Here is a 14,548-nt window from a genome sequence, read left to right as displayed (position 1 = left end):
TTCAGACACGCCCCATCGTTGTCGCGAGAGGAGACACGCGGTGAAGTGGCATCACTCGCGACGCGTGGGCTCAGCGCACCGCCACCGGGAGAACCGCCGCGGCCCGCAGGCTGGCCACGGCCTTGTGGTAGTCCGTGAGTGCATCCACCTCGCGCACGGCGGCCTCGGCGGCGGTCTGCTCGCGCAGGTTGACGAAGAGGAGCGTGCTCTCACCCAGCTCGAAACGGGTGCGCTCGGACCGCTCGATTTCGCGCGCGAGCGTCAGCTCACGGCGCGCCACCGCGACGCGCTCCCGCGACGCCTCCAGCGCGGACAGCGCATCGCGGACCTCCACCCGGGCCCGGTCCTTCTGCAAGCGAAGCTGGGCCTCCAACCGGGCCAGGCCCGCCGCCACCTGCCGCTCGCGGCCCGTGGCGGCCCGGTTGAAGGTGGGGATGTCCAGCAAGAGCCCCACCTCCAGCTCCGGCTTGCCCTTCTTCGGGCTGCCCTCGCCAAAGTCCTTCGCGGCCGCCACGCTCACATCCACGGCGGGGGCGCGCTGGTTGCGAGCCAGCCGGTGCTCCACGCGCTGCTGCTGACGCGTGAGCTCCAAGCGCTGCACGTCCGGCCGGCGATCCAGCACGTCCTCGATGGCCAGCGGCCCCACCGCCTCCTCCGCGGCCACGGGGATGGGGAAGCCCTCCGGCAGCCACGCCGGCTGTGGCAGCACGGGCGCGCCCTCCGCGTCGCGAACGAAGAGGGACAGCTCCATGGCGCTCTGCTGGAGCAGCCGATCGGCGGCCACCACCTGACCCTCGCGCTGAACCACGGCCCGCTGGTTGTCCACGTGCTCGAAGTTGGCCAGGTCGCCGCTCTCCACACGCTCGATGAGCTGCGCATTCCGGGCCTGCGCCATGCGCAGCAAATCCTGGGCGACGGCGTACCGGCGGCCGGCGGCCACCCACTCCCAGTAGCGCCACGTCGCCGTGCGCGACGACTCCAGCCGCGCTTGCTCCACGCCGAACGCGGCGGCGTCGGTGCCCAGCTCCGCGCGTGCCATGGCGGCCCGGCGCCGGTCGATGGGTCCGTTGCGCAACAGCGGCACGCTGACGCCCGCGCGCACCTCGCCCAACGCATTCGTCTCATACCCCTCCGCGTAGACGGGGAAGTCGCCGGTGCCCAGGCGCCAACCGGCGAAGAGGTTGGCACCCCACAAGGACGTGGGCTGCTCCACCACGCTTTCGACGCGGGTGTACGGGTAGCCGCCAATCGGCGTGCTCACCACCCGGCCTCGCAACGCCGGATCGAACCCGCCCTGCGCCGCCAGCAGCTCCGCGCCCGCCGCCTCCACGTCCCGTCGTGCCGCCTCGATGACGGGGTAGTGACGCTCCACCGAATCCAGGACCTCCTCCAGGGACAGCGGCGCTTCGCCCTCCTCGCGCGCCTGTGCCGGCGCAGCCACCAGGCTGGCCAGCAGCACGGCGCGCAGACTCGCCCGCGTCATCCCTTGTCCTCCTTCTCCCCTTGTGTCGGCTCCGAGGTCCCCACCACCGGCGGGAAGCCGTTGAAGCGGCGCCACAGCTCGAAGCCCACCGTCACCTGGTTGAGGAACACCCAGCCGTTGACGCGGACGCCCTGGCGCAGATACGTCCCGGAGGGCCACGGGTCGCTCCCCTCTTCCGGGACCACCAGGATGCGGAACTTCCCCTTGCCGTCATCGGTGGAGTCGATGAGCGCCACCTTGCCGCCGAAGGTGCCCACCGCGACGGACGGCCAGCCGCTGAACTGCACCGCGGGCCACCCCTCGAACTGGAGCCGCACGGTCCGGTCCTCCGCCAGCAGCGGCACGTCGTTGCCCTCCATCCACAGCTCCACCGCGCGCGACTCAGTGTCCGGGACGAGCACCACCAGCGGGTCTCCCGCCTTGAGCATCATCCCGGTCAGGCCGCCCACCAGCCGCAAGACGGTGGCATCCATGGGGGCCCGCACCTCCTGGGTGCGCTGGCGCGCCAGACGCACCTCCATGCGGGCCAGCTCCGCCTGCACGGACGCAATCTCGGCGAGCGCCGAGGAGCGCGAGGCACGAGCGTCCGCCACGGAGGCGCCCACGTCGTTGCCCACCCGGCCCTGGTCGGCGCGCAGCGCGGCCTCCTCGCTGCGAGCGGCGCTCAGCGCCACCTGAGCCCGTGCCACCTCGGTGCCCGCGCGCACCTCCTCCAGCTCCGCCAGCTCCAGGGCACGCGTGGCGGTGAGGCCGCCTTCCGCCAGCCGCTTCTGGCGCCCCAGGTTGAGCGTCGCGGTGCGGTGCGCCGCCTCCGTCGCCTCCAGCGCGCGCTCCGCGGCCAACCTGCGGTCCCTCGCCATGGCGACCCGTGCCTCCGCCGCGGACGTGGCCAGGGTGCGCGAACCGGAGAGCTGCTCCGCGCGCGACTCCAGCGCCTCCGCGCGCGCGCGCGCCGCCTCCAGCCGCTGCAACAGCGCATCGCGCTCCAACTCCAGCCGCGACATGAGCTGTGGATCGTTGTCGGACAGCTCCGCCAGCAGGTCGCCCTTCTTCACGCGGCTGCCCTCGCGCACCTCCCAGCGAATCACGCGACCCTCGATGGGGGCATGCACGAACTGCTGCCGCTCCACCGGGGTGAAGGCCACCACGCGGCCGTAGCCAACCGAGGTCTGCTGCCAGGGCGCGAAGGCGAGCAGCACCAGCGCGCCCACCATGGCCACCAGCACGCGCGCGAGCACATGGGCAGCCCGAGGGGGACGCACCAGGGAGAGCGCGGCGCGCTCGGCGCGCTCGCTCACCATCGAGGGCTTCAAGGATGTCGCGGACATGTTCAGCCCTCCTCCGGGCTCGGGCCCGCCATCAACTCCGCCAGCGTGTGGCGCCGACCGATGCGCCGCACGGCCGCGTCTTCTTCACTGGCCAGCACCACCAGCGTCCACTTCGCGCCCGGCGCCAGCAGCGCGTCCATGACCTCCTGGCGCCCGAGCTCGCTCAGGCCTTCCAACACCTCATCCAGGATGATGAGCCGGGGAGCGCCCGCCAGCGCGCGCGCCACCATCAGCCGCCGCACCTGGCCGCTCGACAGCGGCGACCCGCTGGGGCCCAGCGGCGTGTCCAGCCCGCGCGGCAGCGACAACACGGCCTCCAGCAACCCCACCGCCTCCAGCGCCTGCCGCGCCTCGCTCGGGCTCACCGCGGAGCGCCCGGAGCGCACGTTGTCCAGCACCGAGCCCTCCAACACCTCCACGCCCCGCACCAACGCCACCTGCGAGCGCAGCGCGCCCAGCGAGACGCGTCGCGTGTCCACCCCACCCACCGCCAGCCGCCCCTCGGAGGGCTCGCGAAGGCCGAACAACAGGTCCGCCAAGGCGCTCTTGCCACCTCCGCTGGGCGCGAGGAGCGCCACCTTCTCCCCAGGCGCCAGCTCCAGGTTCAAGCCCGTCAGCGCCGCCCGCCCCTCGCCGTGCGAGAAGGCCATGCCGTCGATGCGCACCGGCAGCCCGTCCCGGCCCTCCGGCAACGGCTCCCGGTGGGGCCCCTCCTCTTCCAACGGCAAGTCGACCAGGTAGCCCAGCTTGTCCAGGGCGGCCTGCAGGTCATAGAAGGCCTCCACGTGCTTGCCGAACTTGACGAATGAAGCCAGCACCGCGGTGACGATGAGCTCGGCCGCGACGAGCTGGCCCAGGGTGAGCTGCCGCTGGATGACGAGCCAGCCGCCCAAACCCAGCAACAGCGCGCTGGCCACGACCTGCAGCCCCAACGAGCCCACCACCTGCCGGAAGACGACGCTGAAGTGCCGCCGCCGCGCGCCCAGATAGCGGCGCGCCAACATGTCCGCCTGCTCCTCCGCGTGCGCCGCTCCGTCGCGTGAGCGGAAGGCGAGCGGGTGCCGCGCCAGCTCCTCCAGCCAGGCGGCAACCTCGTACTTCGCCTTCGACTCGTCGATGGCCGTCTCCGTGCCGCGCTGGCCGAGCACGAGGATGATGAAGGCGGTGGCCGCGATCAGCAGCACGTCGAAGGCCAGCAGCACCGGGTGGTAGAAGGCCAGCACCACCATCCCGATGAGCGCCTGGAGCACGAGGCTGATGCCCTCCAGGAGGAACACCGACAGCGTCTTCTGGAGGGTGAGCACGTCGAAGAAACGGTTGACCAGCTCCGGGCCATAGTTGCGGTCAAACATCTCCTGCTGCACCCGGGGGATGCGGTGCGAGGCATCCAGCGCGGCGCGCACGAACATGCGCTGTTGGATGACCTCCACGACATGGGTGTTGAGCGCCCGCAACGTCGCGGCGAAGGCCAGCGCCGCCATGACGAGGATGGACAACACCACCAGGGGCTGCAGCAGGGTGCCGAACGTCACCGTGCTCACCAGCGCCTGCACGGCGACGGGCGTGGCGAGCGACAACAGGCCCGCGGCCACCGCGTAGACGAGCACCACCTTCAAGTCGTCCCGCTCCAGCCAGAGCAGCGAACGCAGCCGCTGCATGGGCGTGGGGTGGTCCCCGTGGCCGCCGCCGCCGTGGCCGCCGCCACCAATCCCATCCAACGGCGCCGCGGGCACCGCCAACGTCCAGTCCAGCGGCTGGGCCTGGGTCGACGCGCCCGTCATGGCCATCAGCGCGGGCCCTCCCACCCAGTCCGGGTGCGACATGCCCTGCGCCTGGACCTGCACCTGTCCGGGCCGCCGCGCGGTGACGAGGCACCAGCCCTCCGCCCCGAGCACCGCCGCCGGCAGGGGCACCTCCCCGGTCATCATCTCGCGCACGGACGAGCGCTGAATCACCGCGCGCAGGCCCACCGCGTCGCAGGCGGACGCCATGCGCTTGGACCAGACCCGTTCGGCCGCCGCGCACTCGCCGCGCGTCCACCGCTGCACGGACTGCGCGTCCACGGCGACGCCCACGGGCGCGCCCAGCGCCTCCAACACCGGCAGCAGCGCCTCCAAAGAGAAGCCTTCAGCCCGCGTCGGGTTCGGTTCCGGGTCCCGGGGCGTCGCCGCCTCGTTCCCATCGCGCTCCAGCAGGGCACCTGCCCCCTGGGGCTCCGTCATCGAATGCGACATGAACCGTTCCTCTCCCTCGAAAGGATTCCAGCCGGGGAACCCCACAGACCTGGGGCCCGCCCCCCAGGCCCGCCTTTCTGGAATGCAAACTCGCTATGCTTGATGAGCGACCGGCTATATGCGAATTGCATGTCGCGTGTCAATCGTCGTATATTCGAGGCGTGGCAGGAGCCCCATGGATCCCTTGAAAGCGACTCATCTGGAATTTCCCGCGTGGACGTTCCTCACCAACCACGCACACGTCCTGCTGTGCATCGCGGCCGACCCCGAGGTGCGCCTGCGGGACGTGGCGATGCGCGTGGGAATAACGGAGCGCGCGGTGCAGCGCATCGTTAGCGACCTGGAAGAAGGCGGTTATCTCCAGCGGGAGCGCGAGGGGCGACGCAACCATTACACGGTGCGCGGCGACCAACCCCTGCGCCACCCGGTGGAATGTCACAGGAGCGTGGCGTCGCTCATCGCGCTCGTGGGCTGCGTGGAGGCTCCGCCCCCCGCCGCGCCGAGCAAGGCCGTCCGCCCGAGACGCTGACCCGGAGGAACAGCGTCACTAGGTCAGGGGGGCACTGGGGCTGCCGCGACGGCGCGCAACTCAGGGCACGAACTGGAGCGCATTCGGGAGGCGCACCACGCCGAGGGTTCCGGTGTCGGTGACGCTCACCGCCACCTGCCCCTGGGCGTGCGCCTGGGTGAAGACCGCGATGAGGCTCGGGCTGAGGACCTCGAACTGAGCCATCGAGACATTGTCGATGTGAACCGAGACATGCCCATCCCGGAAGCCCGTGCCGTGCAGGTAGATTCGATCCAAGCCATCCACGCCAGCTTGCACGGGCCAGACACGGTGGAGCGCCAGGGCCTCGAAGACGAATGCATCGGGCATCCGCGAACTGTTCCCATCCGCGGTGCGCACCTCGACATCCACCGCGCCCATGGCATGGGGGGGCGTGTCCACGGTCACCCATCGGGCGGTGACGGCGCTCGGGGCCACCACCTGCCCCCCCAGCAGCACGGTCTCCACCTGCCCCAGGTCATTACCGTAGAGCGTGAGTGACGTCCCACCTGTCGTGGAGCCTCTCGCGGGGTAGACAGCCTGCAGTTGAGGGGTCGCCGCCACGGCGGCGTCGATGGCAGGCCCCTGGGCGAAGCTGTTCGTGATGGCCGCGGCGTGGGCGACTTGGTTGCCCGTGTAATGGAACCAACGCCCCCCTGGAATCCCCTGCAGCAGATCGCAGATGTAGTTGTTCGGGTCCGACTGCGGACCGCGCTGAGAGGTGATGTCCAGCACCTGGTGAACTCGCGGGTCGTTGCGCAGGCGTACCCAGAGCAGTCCGCCCATGTTGGGGATGTGGCGGTGGTAGAGCGCGTTGAGGTTCTGGTTGAGCCCCACGTCCTCACCCGCCAGCTCACCTTCCTCATGGAGGGACTGCAGGTTGCCGGCCACCACCTGCACGTGCTGCGGGACATGAAGGACGTGACTGGGAATGGAGTCGCGGGTTTGCCCGGCGGGATAGATGACGGTGCGCTTGGGGGGCGTTGGCGATAGGTGAAGCCGTTGACCAGCGTGGTCTCGCACCCGTTCCCGGTGACCAGCACGTTCACGGCGGTGTCAGCATTGGCGGGATTGTTCCGCAGGGGAATTCGCCCACGGATCTCCATTTCGGAGGCCACGACCTGAGTGGCCTCCACGCCGCCAAAGCGCACACTGCACCCCTCGAGCGCACGACCATGAATCACGAAATCAAGGTCGCCCTCCAGGGGCCCGACGTCTGGTATCAGGGCAGCAACCCCCGGCGGCTCCATGAAGGTGTATTGCGACGCCAGCACCGCGCGCTGCTGGTTGGGGTTGGTGACGGTGATGTCCACCGTCTGGACGACGTGTGCCGGCGTGGTCACCTCCAGCCGCGTCGCATCGACCCAGCGCACCATCTGGGCCGCCGTGGCACCGAAGGTGACCGCGGGCGTCCCGACGAAGCCGGAGCCCAGGATGACCAGCGTGGTGCCACCGTCCTTCGTGCCCACCGATTTGGAGATGCTGGTGATCGCCGGAGGCATCGAGTACGCCAGCGCGACGTTCTGCACGCTCCGCTGTTGGTTCGGGTTCCTCACGATGACCGCGGTGTTTCCCACCGGGAGGCGGGGCGACTCGACGCTGAGCTGCCGAGGAACCCGGCTGTTGTCGGTCACACGCACGTTGACGCCGCCAATCAAGACCGTGGCGCCCGCGTCGAAGTGGTCTCCCGTGAGCAACACCGTCTCTCCGCCGCCCACGTCGGCGATCGCGGTGTTGAGCACACTGGCCACGGTGCCCGCTGTCACGGAAACGGACGCGAGGACCGGCGGCGTGGCGTAGTCGAGGTTGACGGTATTGCTGGCCTGCTGGTTGGGATTGCGCACCTGCAGCGCCTGAGGGCCGGCGGCGAGTCCGGACGTCTTGATACTCAAGCGCTGTGGAACCTGGGCGTTGTCCACGACCTGGACCTGCTGGCCCCCCACAAAGACCTGGGCATTCGCATGAAAATGCGCGCCGTCAATCTGAACGGTCTCATTTCCAGCGGTGTCCGCGCTCGCCGTGCCCCTGGCACTGGCCTCCGTCCCGTCGGACACCTGGACCGTCTGGATTTGGGGCGGGTCCACGTAGCTGAAAGCCACCTCGCCATGTTGGCCATCGGGGTTGGTGACCCGGACCTGGAGGTTGGCGGCGACATGCTGCGGGGTGCGAACCTGGATTTCGTCAGGCGAGCGCACCACGCAGTCTGCTCCTCGCAGCGCCACCTGACCGAACGCGACGGTCGCCTGCGCATCGAAGTGGGCGCCCCGAATGACGGCGGTCTCCGTCCCAGAAGTCGCTCCGATGGCGGCTCCAGGGGCGCTGCTCCCCTGCTCGAGCCGAATGCTGTCGACCCGGGGCGGGGCGAGATAGTCAAACGTCACTTCGCCCGCGGCACTCTGTCTCGCGGGATTGCGGACCGTCAGCCGGTGTGACACGGCCCTCGGAACCGCGGGCAACGTCAGCACCAAGGTCTGGGCATCTCGACGTTGAACCCCATCGAGCACCGTGCCACTTCTCAGGACCTCCACGCCGGCATGGAAGTTCGTGCCCGACAGGGTGACTTCGCAGCCCCCCAGGGGCCCCCGTGGAGGAACGACGCCAGTGAGGGTGGGCGGCCCCACGTAGTCGAACAACCCGTCCCGGGAATCCTGCCCCCCGTCCGTGTTCCGGGCAACCACGGTGACCGGCCCCTGGCGCCCTCCGGGAGTCATCACCCGGGCGGTCGTCTCGGTCAGCCCCCTGAGGACCCGGCCCGGATTCACACCAAAGCTCACGCTCATCCCCGGCTGGAATCCACTCCCGTGGAGCCAGACTTCCACTTCCTGCTCGCTCTCCTGTCGATTCGGCGGATCGACCCTGTCGATCCGCACGACGCTCTTCGCGGGGCACTTCACCACGGCAGTCGATGAGGTGCGCCGAAACCGCTGGGTGCACGACTTACCGAACATCACCACGAAAACCGCCGAGGCCAGGGTGACCGTCACCGCGCCGATGACAAACGAATCGTAGCCCGCGCCCGAAGGATCGTTGTTCTCCATGGCTCAGCCCCTCTCGGACCAGCGGTCCGCTCGCGCAGACAGGAGAATCTCGGTCTCCTCTCGCAGTCTCGCCAACCGCTGCTCGGGCCCCGGTCCTCCGGCGGGCCCCAGGAGCTCACGCGCCCAGGCATGGTCTGCCCCGCCGGGGAAGTCATCCCCCAACACGAACACCAGGTTCACGAACTCGCAGCAGTCCGCGTCTGTCTCGATTCCGTAGCGCTCGGCACGCACCAGCGCCCGTTCAATGACGCCACGCGTTCGCACCACACCCAATTGCGCCACCACGCGGTCGAAGCAGTCGGACACGTGCTCCAGGAGGGCGTCCACCAATTGCCGGCGACGCTCTTCCTCCAGGGCAAGGATTTGTGACTGACGAATGACAAACATGAGCCCCCCCGGGTCGGAGGCCACCCTACCATGTCGAAAGGGGGACACGGCACTGCCCTTGCGCAATCAAATCTTCGCACCGACCCCGGAGGCCCCAAGGGCTCACATGTAGGGATTGCACAGGAGCGCCACCCACACTGCCTCGAGAAGGCAGACAGGGAAGCCACTCGCCACGGCATGACGCACGCGGCCCGGCATCATCCGGCGGGAGGTCCGCGAAGCCCGGGCAGGACGACAGCCCGGGCCGGGACTCTCAGCGGCGATGCCGGGAGCCATCACCAGTGCGCGGCCTCTACACTGGGCCTGAGCAAGCCTTCGCCCCCTTGTCCCTCGGAAAACCTCATGACTGCTGGGTCCACACTCGCGCGCGCCCTCGTCGCCATCGTGATCCTTCCCGCACTGGCGCTGGCCGTCCCGCGCACCGGAACGCCCCGGCCACCCGGGCCATCGCCGCGCTACACCGTCGAGCAGTTCATGGAGACGACCGCCGTGCGTGGCGCGTCCTTCTCCTCGGACGAGCAGCGGGTGCTGTACTCATCGAACGAGACCGGCGTCTTCAACGTCTTCTCCGTGCCGGTCGCGGGTGGCAAACCCGTGCAGCTCACCCGCTCCCTCCAGGACGCGACCTTCGCCGTCGGCTATTTCCCCACCGATGACCGCGTCCTCTTCACACGCGATTCGGGAGGCAACGAGCTCCCCCACCTCTACGTGCGCACGTCAGCCGGACAGGAGCAGGACCTCACCCCGGGCGACAAACATCACGCGTCCTTCTTCGGCTGGAGCCAGGACGGCGGCGCCTTCTACGTCCTCTCCAATGAGCGCGACGCACGCGTCCAGGACCTCTACCGCTACGATGCGAAGACCTATGCCCGCTCACTGATCTACGCAGGCGATGGCGAGCACGTACTCAGCGCCATCTCTCCCGATGAGAAGTGGTTGGCACTGGAGAAGTCACGGACGCTGTCCGACAGCGACGTGTTCCTCCTGGAGCTCGCCACCCAGCAGCGACAGCAGCTCACCGCGCATACGGGCTCGGCCCATTGGAAGGCGGCGACCTTCGACCCGTCGTCCTCCTCGCTGTACCTGCTCACCAACGAAGGCTCCGAGTTCATCCGCGTGGAGCGCCACGTGCTCGCCACCGGGAAGCGCGAGCAGGTGGAGGCACTGAACTGGGATGTGCTGTCCACAGCGTTCTCGCGGCGTGGCACGTGGCGCGTCACCCGCGTCAACGAAGACGGCCGCACCACGCTCCGGGTCCACGACGTCAAGACGGGCAAACGCGTGTCCCTGCCAGGGATTCCGGAAGGAGCCCTCTCCGACGTGACGCTGTCCCGCGACGAGAAGCGGATGGCCTTCCACGTTGACGGGGACCGCGCTCCCGGCAGTCTGTACGTCTATGACCTCGAGACGAAGAAGGCCACCCGGCTGACGAACACACTGGGGCGGACGCTGAATCCCCAGGTCCTGGTGGAGTCGGAGCGGGTGCGCTTCAAGTCCTTCGACGGGCTGGAGATTCCAGCGCTCCTCTACAAGCCCCATCAGGCCACCGCGAAGCAGCGCGCCCCCGCCATCGTCTTCGTCCATGGTGGACCGGGAGGACAGTCCTCCAAGGGCTACAGCAGCTTCTTCCAGACCCTCGTCCACCACGGCTACGTGGTGCTCGCCGTCAACAACCGGGGCAGCGAGGGCTACGGCAAGTCGTTCTTCGCGGCGGATGACCAGCAACATGGCAAGGCGCCGCTCCAGGACTGCGTCGAGGCGAAGAAGTACCTGACCGGCCTGCCCTACGTGGACGGCGCTCGCGTGGGCATCCTGGGCCCCAGCTACGGCGGCTACATGGTGCTCGCCGCGCTGGCGTTCCACCCCGACGTCTTCGCCGTGGGCGTGGATGCGTTCGGCATCTCCGACTGGCTGAGCGCCCTGAAAGCGCTGCCGCCCCACAAGGAGGCCCTGCGCGAGGCGCTCTACCAGGAACTGGGCAACCCCCAGACGCAGGAGGCGATGCTTCGAGACATCTCCCCGCTGTTCCACGCGGAGAAGATTCGCAAGCCCCTGCTCGTCATCCAAGGCGCCAATGATCCACGCGTTCCCAAGGCCAGCACCGACGCGCTCGTCGAGACCATCAGAAAGAACGGCGTGCCCATCGACTACTTCGTCCTCCCCAATGATGGGCATGGCTTCAGCAGCACGAAGAGCGAGGCGGAGACCACCTTGAAAATCCTCTCCTTCCTGGACCAGCACCTGCGACGGCGGCAGTAAGCCCCGCGCCGCCGCGGCTCAACGCATCCTCTCGGACTGGCGCTCTGTCGACGGGGAGACCGCGGCACCCGGCCTCTCCATCCGGAAGCGACACGTACCGGCCCTCGCGGAGGTGAATCTTCCCACCCGCCTCGGGCTGGGCGACCCGGGCGCGTTCCGCGGGATGTAGCTCTGCATGTACGCCTTCCACGTCAGCCCCCGGTGACTCTTCGACGAGGTCGACGAGGGGCCGCTGAGTCGAGTGTGACATTGCAAAGCGCCCCAGCAATCGACGCAATGCAGTTGGTTTGCAAGGGATGCATCACGCCAAAGGAATTGCGCAGGGAGATGCCCTGCTGTGCCAACCGTTTGAAGCAAGGACTCTGCATCACGTCACCGCGGTACGAGTCCAGCCCCACGGATGTGACGCGTCAGCCACGTTCGCTGACACGTCAAACGCGTCTATTGACACACGCGAACCACGAACCGAGCGGCATTGACGTGCGTTCGCGAAAATGGCAATCAAAACAAACACCCAACAACAAGGCAGGCTTCTCATGGCCGCTCCCATTCGACACGTCTTCGTCTTGATGATGGAGAACCGTTCCTTCGACCACATGCTCGGCTTCTCTGGCATCACGGGTACTGACGCGGTGACCGGCCAGCAGACGCGGCTCGCCGGACTGAGGGGTGACGAGTTCAATACCTACAGCGGCGTCCCGTACCCGGTGACGAGCCCGGCACACAACACGATGCCCGTGGGCCCCCATCACGACTTCGCGGATGTGCTCTTGCAGCTCACGGGGATTGATGTGACCGCACCGGGTGGCCACAAACCACTCCCTGATTCCAACTATCCCCCATCACCCAGTCAGGCTTCGTCGACAGCTATGTCGCCGCCGCGAAGGAGGCCCAGGTTGGCGATATCGACCCTGGCGAACTGATGAAGTGCTACGCCCCCGAGCAGCTCCCGGTACTCACGGCGCTCGCGCGGGAGTTCGCCGTGTGTGACCAGTGGTTCTCATCTCTTCCGGGCCCCACCTGGCCCAACCGGTTCTTCGTGAACGCCGCATCGGCCGGCGGCCTCGACCACAGCCCCAGCATGACGGAGATCGTCGAATGGGAGGCGAACCTGGAAGGAGGCTTCAGATTCGAGGGCGGCACGCTCTTCACCCAACCCCAGTTGTCGTGGGCGGTCTACTCGGCGGGAGGACTCTGCATCACCCAGGCCATGCAGGGTGTCCGCTCGCACGACATCCGCCCGTTCGACCGCTTCGCGAGTGATCTCCAGGAGCGCCCCGTCGCCCAGTACACCTTCATCGAGCCGAACTACGGCGACGTGGTGAATGACTCATACGCCGGTGGCAATTCGCAGCATCCACGGGACGATGTCCGCAAGGGCGAGCTGCTCATCAAGGCCACCTATGAGGCCATCCGCAACTCGCCCGTCTGGAACGAAAGCCTGCTCATCGTCACCTGGGACGAGCACGGCGGCTTCTACGACCACGTGACGCCGCCCCCTGCCCCGTCCCCTGGCGACGCGCGGGTGATGCCCGCGGCCGTCAACAAGTATGGGTTCACCTTCCAGCAGTACGGCGTCCGGGTCCCCGCGGTCGTCGTCTCGCCGTGGATCGCCAGGAATGTCATTGACCATCGGCTGTACGACCACGCCTCGGTCCCCGCGACGGTCGAGTCCCTCTTCGGCCTCGCGCCGATGACCCAGCGCGACGCGAACGCGAACAGTGTGGCGCCGCTCGCGACCTTGGCCAGTCCAAGGACGGATTGCCCCGAACGCCTCCAAGTGCCGGCGGATTTCGCCGGTGCGCCGGCCCCCGAACAGCAGCCCCTGAAGCGCCCCGCACCGACCGATTCAGTGAGCGAAGGCCACCTGCCTTCCTTCCTGCACCTCGCGATGCGCACCGACCTGGAGCTGTCGCAACCCACGGAGCGACAGGCGATCCTCGCACGAGTGAAGGCGATTCAAACGCGCGCGGAGGCGGAGCAATACATGCGGGACGTCAGTCAGCGGCTCGACGCCTTCCGCGCGGGAAGCGCGACGAAACCGTAGCCACTTGACCCCAGGCCGGGGGCCGAAACGAAGGATTCTTGCCTCAGCCCCCGGCGAGCAGCAGGACCCCGACGAAGCGGGCCAGCACGAAGCCCGTCGTGACGCAGAAGGCCGCTCCGAAGCGCTCCAGGTCGAACCGGAGCTGCCAATCCCACAGCTTCACCTTGCGGAAGCCCGCCACGATGGCGGCCACGACGAAGGGGGACAGCAATCCCACGGTCCATGCCAGCCCGACGTCCTCGATGAGCGGCTCGGAGGAGATGGCAAGGCTGCCCGCCCCCAGCAACACGCCCAGGCCCAGCAACACCACCAGTCCGGCGGCGCCAAAACGGCTCCTGTCCGAGTAGGTCTCCAGAACGCCCCGCATCAACTCAATGAGTCCGTCCGCCAGCATGTCCTGAAGTCTACGGCGACAGCGCCTGTGCGTGTCACGCCCCCAGACATCCCCCAATGCGGAGGCCTGCTTCGCGCTGGCCGCGGCCTTCGAGCGCAACCCACTCCGCGAGTTCGACGTGTCGACCGGAATGCGTGTCCAGCGCGGCAGAGCGGGCCTGCTACCATGCTCGCCATGATGCGGGACTCGCGCCAGCAGGGTGGGAGGGAGACGCGGACATGAGCGCGCAGCGGGAGGTCCGTGCCCACTTCGACCGGACCTCCATCGTGATGTATCAGGCGTATCCGGACGCCATCGCGGATGTGGCCGTGGCGCGGCAGAAGTTCGGTCCGCCCTTCTCCACCGGTCGCATGACCTGGATAAAACCCAGCTTCCTGTGGCTCATGCACCGCTCCAACTGGGGCCGCAAAAGCGGACAGGAGCGCACGCTGGCGGTGCGCATCCAGCGCAGTGGCTGGGAAACCGCCTTGGGGCACGGAGTCCTCACCGCCTATGAGCCGAAGGCCCACGGCTCCCCGGCAGCGTGGCGCGCGGCCTTCGACACCGCGCCCGTCCATGTCCAGTGGGACCCCGAGCGCACCCTGCGTGGCGCGGGCCTGCCCCATGACAGCATCCAGGTGGGGCTGGGCCGCGCCATCATCGAACGCTTCGTGGAGGACTGGATTGTCTCCATCACGGACTTGACGCCGCTCGTGCAGAAGCTGCGCAAGCACCTGGACACCGGCCGCGCGGAGCAAGCCTCACGGCTCCTGCCCCCCGAAACCGTCTACCCCGTGCCGGCGGAGCTCGTCCGCCGGCTCGGGATGTGAGGCCCCCCAGGACAGCCTGGGA

The 14,548-nt window shown here is 68.5% G+C and carries 11 protein-coding genes and 1 pseudogene; 5 read left to right on the top strand and 7 right to left on the bottom strand.

Going from position 1 to position 14,548, the window contains the following annotated elements; translation table 11 throughout:
- Window positions 1-70 precede the first annotated feature (70 nt).
- The 3 genes from A176_RS07340 to A176_RS07330 are packed head-to-tail and all read right to left on the bottom strand — an operon-like array spanning window position 71 to window position 5,045.
- Window positions 71-1,483 (bottom strand): TolC family protein, encoded by a 1,413-nt coding sequence (locus A176_RS07340; protein WP_002634685.1) that lies wholly within the window; start codon window positions 1,481-1,483, stop codon window positions 71-73.
- Complete coding sequence (locus tag A176_RS07335; protein WP_002634686.1) at window positions 1,480-2,811, bottom strand: HlyD family secretion protein; 1,332 nt, start codon at window positions 2,809-2,811, stop codon at window positions 1,480-1,482. The genes A176_RS07340 and A176_RS07335 overlap by 4 nt, the downstream gene beginning before the upstream one ends.
- A 2-nt stretch (window positions 2,812-2,813) precedes the next feature.
- Complete coding sequence (locus tag A176_RS07330; protein WP_002634687.1) at window positions 2,814-5,045, bottom strand: peptidase domain-containing ABC transporter; 2,232 nt, start codon at window positions 5,043-5,045, stop codon at window positions 2,814-2,816.
- 175 nt (window positions 5,046-5,220) lie between these two features.
- Here A176_RS07330 and A176_RS07325 point away from each other — a divergent pair, with 175 nt between their 5' ends.
- Entirely contained in the window at window positions 5,221-5,574 is a 354-nt protein-coding gene (locus A176_RS07325; protein ID WP_002634688.1) for a helix-turn-helix transcriptional regulator, read from the top strand.
- Between the two features lie 60 nt (window positions 5,575-5,634).
- On the opposite strand, the gene A176_RS39725 is transcribed toward A176_RS07325, so the two are convergent.
- From A176_RS39725 to A176_RS07305, 3 genes and pseudogenes are all read right to left on the bottom strand, one after another.
- Window positions 5,635-6,483 carry an IPT/TIG domain-containing protein gene (locus A176_RS39725; RefSeq protein ID WP_144429509.1) on the bottom strand — a complete coding sequence of 283 codons (849 nt, stop codon included), beginning with the start codon at window positions 6,481-6,483 and terminating at the stop codon, window positions 5,635-5,637.
- Window positions 6,484-6,902: 419 nt separating this feature from the next.
- Window positions 6,903-8,540, bottom strand: a pseudogene (locus A176_RS41150) (IPT/TIG domain-containing protein); the annotation flags it as partial.
- A 93-nt stretch (window positions 8,541-8,633) separates the two neighbouring features.
- Window positions 8,634-9,017: a hypothetical protein gene (locus A176_RS07305; protein ID WP_002634690.1), complete on the bottom strand. Its 384-nt coding sequence runs from the start codon at window positions 9,015-9,017 to the stop codon at window positions 8,634-8,636.
- 342 nt (window positions 9,018-9,359) lie between these two features.
- Here A176_RS07305 and A176_RS07300 point away from each other — a divergent pair, with 342 nt between their 5' ends.
- The 3 genes from A176_RS07300 to A176_RS07295 all read left to right on the top strand — a co-directional run bounded on the left by A176_RS07300 (window position 9,360) and on the right by A176_RS07295 (window position 13,323).
- Window positions 9,360-11,276, top strand: a complete 1,917-nt coding sequence (locus tag A176_RS07300; RefSeq protein WP_002634691.1) for a S9 family peptidase — start codon at window positions 9,360-9,362, stop codon at window positions 11,274-11,276.
- A 536-nt stretch (window positions 11,277-11,812) separates the two neighbouring features.
- Window positions 11,813-12,199, top strand: coding sequence for an alkaline phosphatase family protein (locus tag A176_RS40685; RefSeq protein ID WP_250635855.1), 387 nt, complete (start codon window positions 11,813-11,815; stop codon window positions 12,197-12,199).
- Window positions 12,118-13,323, top strand: coding sequence for an alkaline phosphatase family protein (locus tag A176_RS07295; protein WP_338042846.1), 1,206 nt, complete (start codon window positions 12,118-12,120; stop codon window positions 13,321-13,323). Before A176_RS40685 ends, A176_RS07295 begins: the two co-directional genes overlap by 82 nt.
- Window positions 13,324-13,366: 43 nt before the next feature.
- Here the strand turns inward: A176_RS07295 and A176_RS07290 are convergent, their stop codons facing one another.
- Complete coding sequence (locus A176_RS07290) at window positions 13,367-13,717, bottom strand: hypothetical protein (protein ID WP_044889538.1); 351 nt, start codon at window positions 13,715-13,717, stop codon at window positions 13,367-13,369.
- Between the two features lie 218 nt (window positions 13,718-13,935).
- Between A176_RS07290 and A176_RS07285 the strand changes: the two genes are divergently transcribed.
- Window positions 13,936-14,526: a DUF4291 domain-containing protein gene (locus A176_RS07285; protein ID WP_002634694.1), complete on the top strand. Its 591-nt coding sequence runs from the start codon at window positions 13,936-13,938 to the stop codon at window positions 14,524-14,526.
- The last annotated feature ends 22 nt before the right edge of the window (window positions 14,527-14,548 follow it).

Origin of the sequence: Myxococcus hansupus, assembly GCF_000280925.3 — a bacterium.
GTDB classification, from domain to species: domain Bacteria; phylum Myxococcota; class Myxococcia; order Myxococcales; family Myxococcaceae; genus Myxococcus; species Myxococcus hansupus.
Note: the sequence above shows the minus strand (reverse complement) of the source record. Positions and strands in the feature narration are given on the sequence as shown.

What these genes read in the sequence shown, in the direction of transcription:
- A176_RS07340 (WP_002634685.1), bottom strand. Translation starts at nt 1,483, where the DNA reads ATGACGCGGGCGAGTCTGCGCGCCGTGCTGCTGGCCAGCCTGGTGGCT.
- A176_RS07335 (WP_002634686.1), bottom strand. Translation starts at nt 2,811, where the DNA reads ATGTCCGCGACATCCTTGAAGCCCTCGATGGTGAGCGAGCGCGCCGAG.
- A176_RS07330 (WP_002634687.1), bottom strand. Translation starts at nt 5,045, where the DNA reads ATGTCGCATTCGATGACGGAGCCCCAGGGGGCAGGTGCCCTGCTGGAG.
- A176_RS07325 (WP_002634688.1), top strand. Translation starts at nt 5,221, where the DNA reads ATGGATCCCTTGAAAGCGACTCATCTGGAATTTCCCGCGTGGACGTTC.
- A176_RS07305 (WP_002634690.1), bottom strand. Translation starts at nt 9,017, where the DNA reads ATGTTTGTCATTCGTCAGTCACAAATCCTTGCCCTGGAGGAAGAGCGT.
- A176_RS07300 (WP_002634691.1), top strand. Translation starts at nt 9,360, where the DNA reads ATGACTGCTGGGTCCACACTCGCGCGCGCCCTCGTCGCCATCGTGATC.
- A176_RS40685 (WP_250635855.1), top strand. Translation starts at nt 11,813, where the DNA reads ATGGCCGCTCCCATTCGACACGTCTTCGTCTTGATGATGGAGAACCGT.
- A176_RS07290 (WP_044889538.1), bottom strand. Translation starts at nt 13,717, where the DNA reads ATGCTGGCGGACGGACTCATTGAGTTGATGCGGGGCGTTCTGGAGACC.
- A176_RS07285 (WP_002634694.1), top strand. Translation starts at nt 13,936, where the DNA reads ATGAGCGCGCAGCGGGAGGTCCGTGCCCACTTCGACCGGACCTCCATC.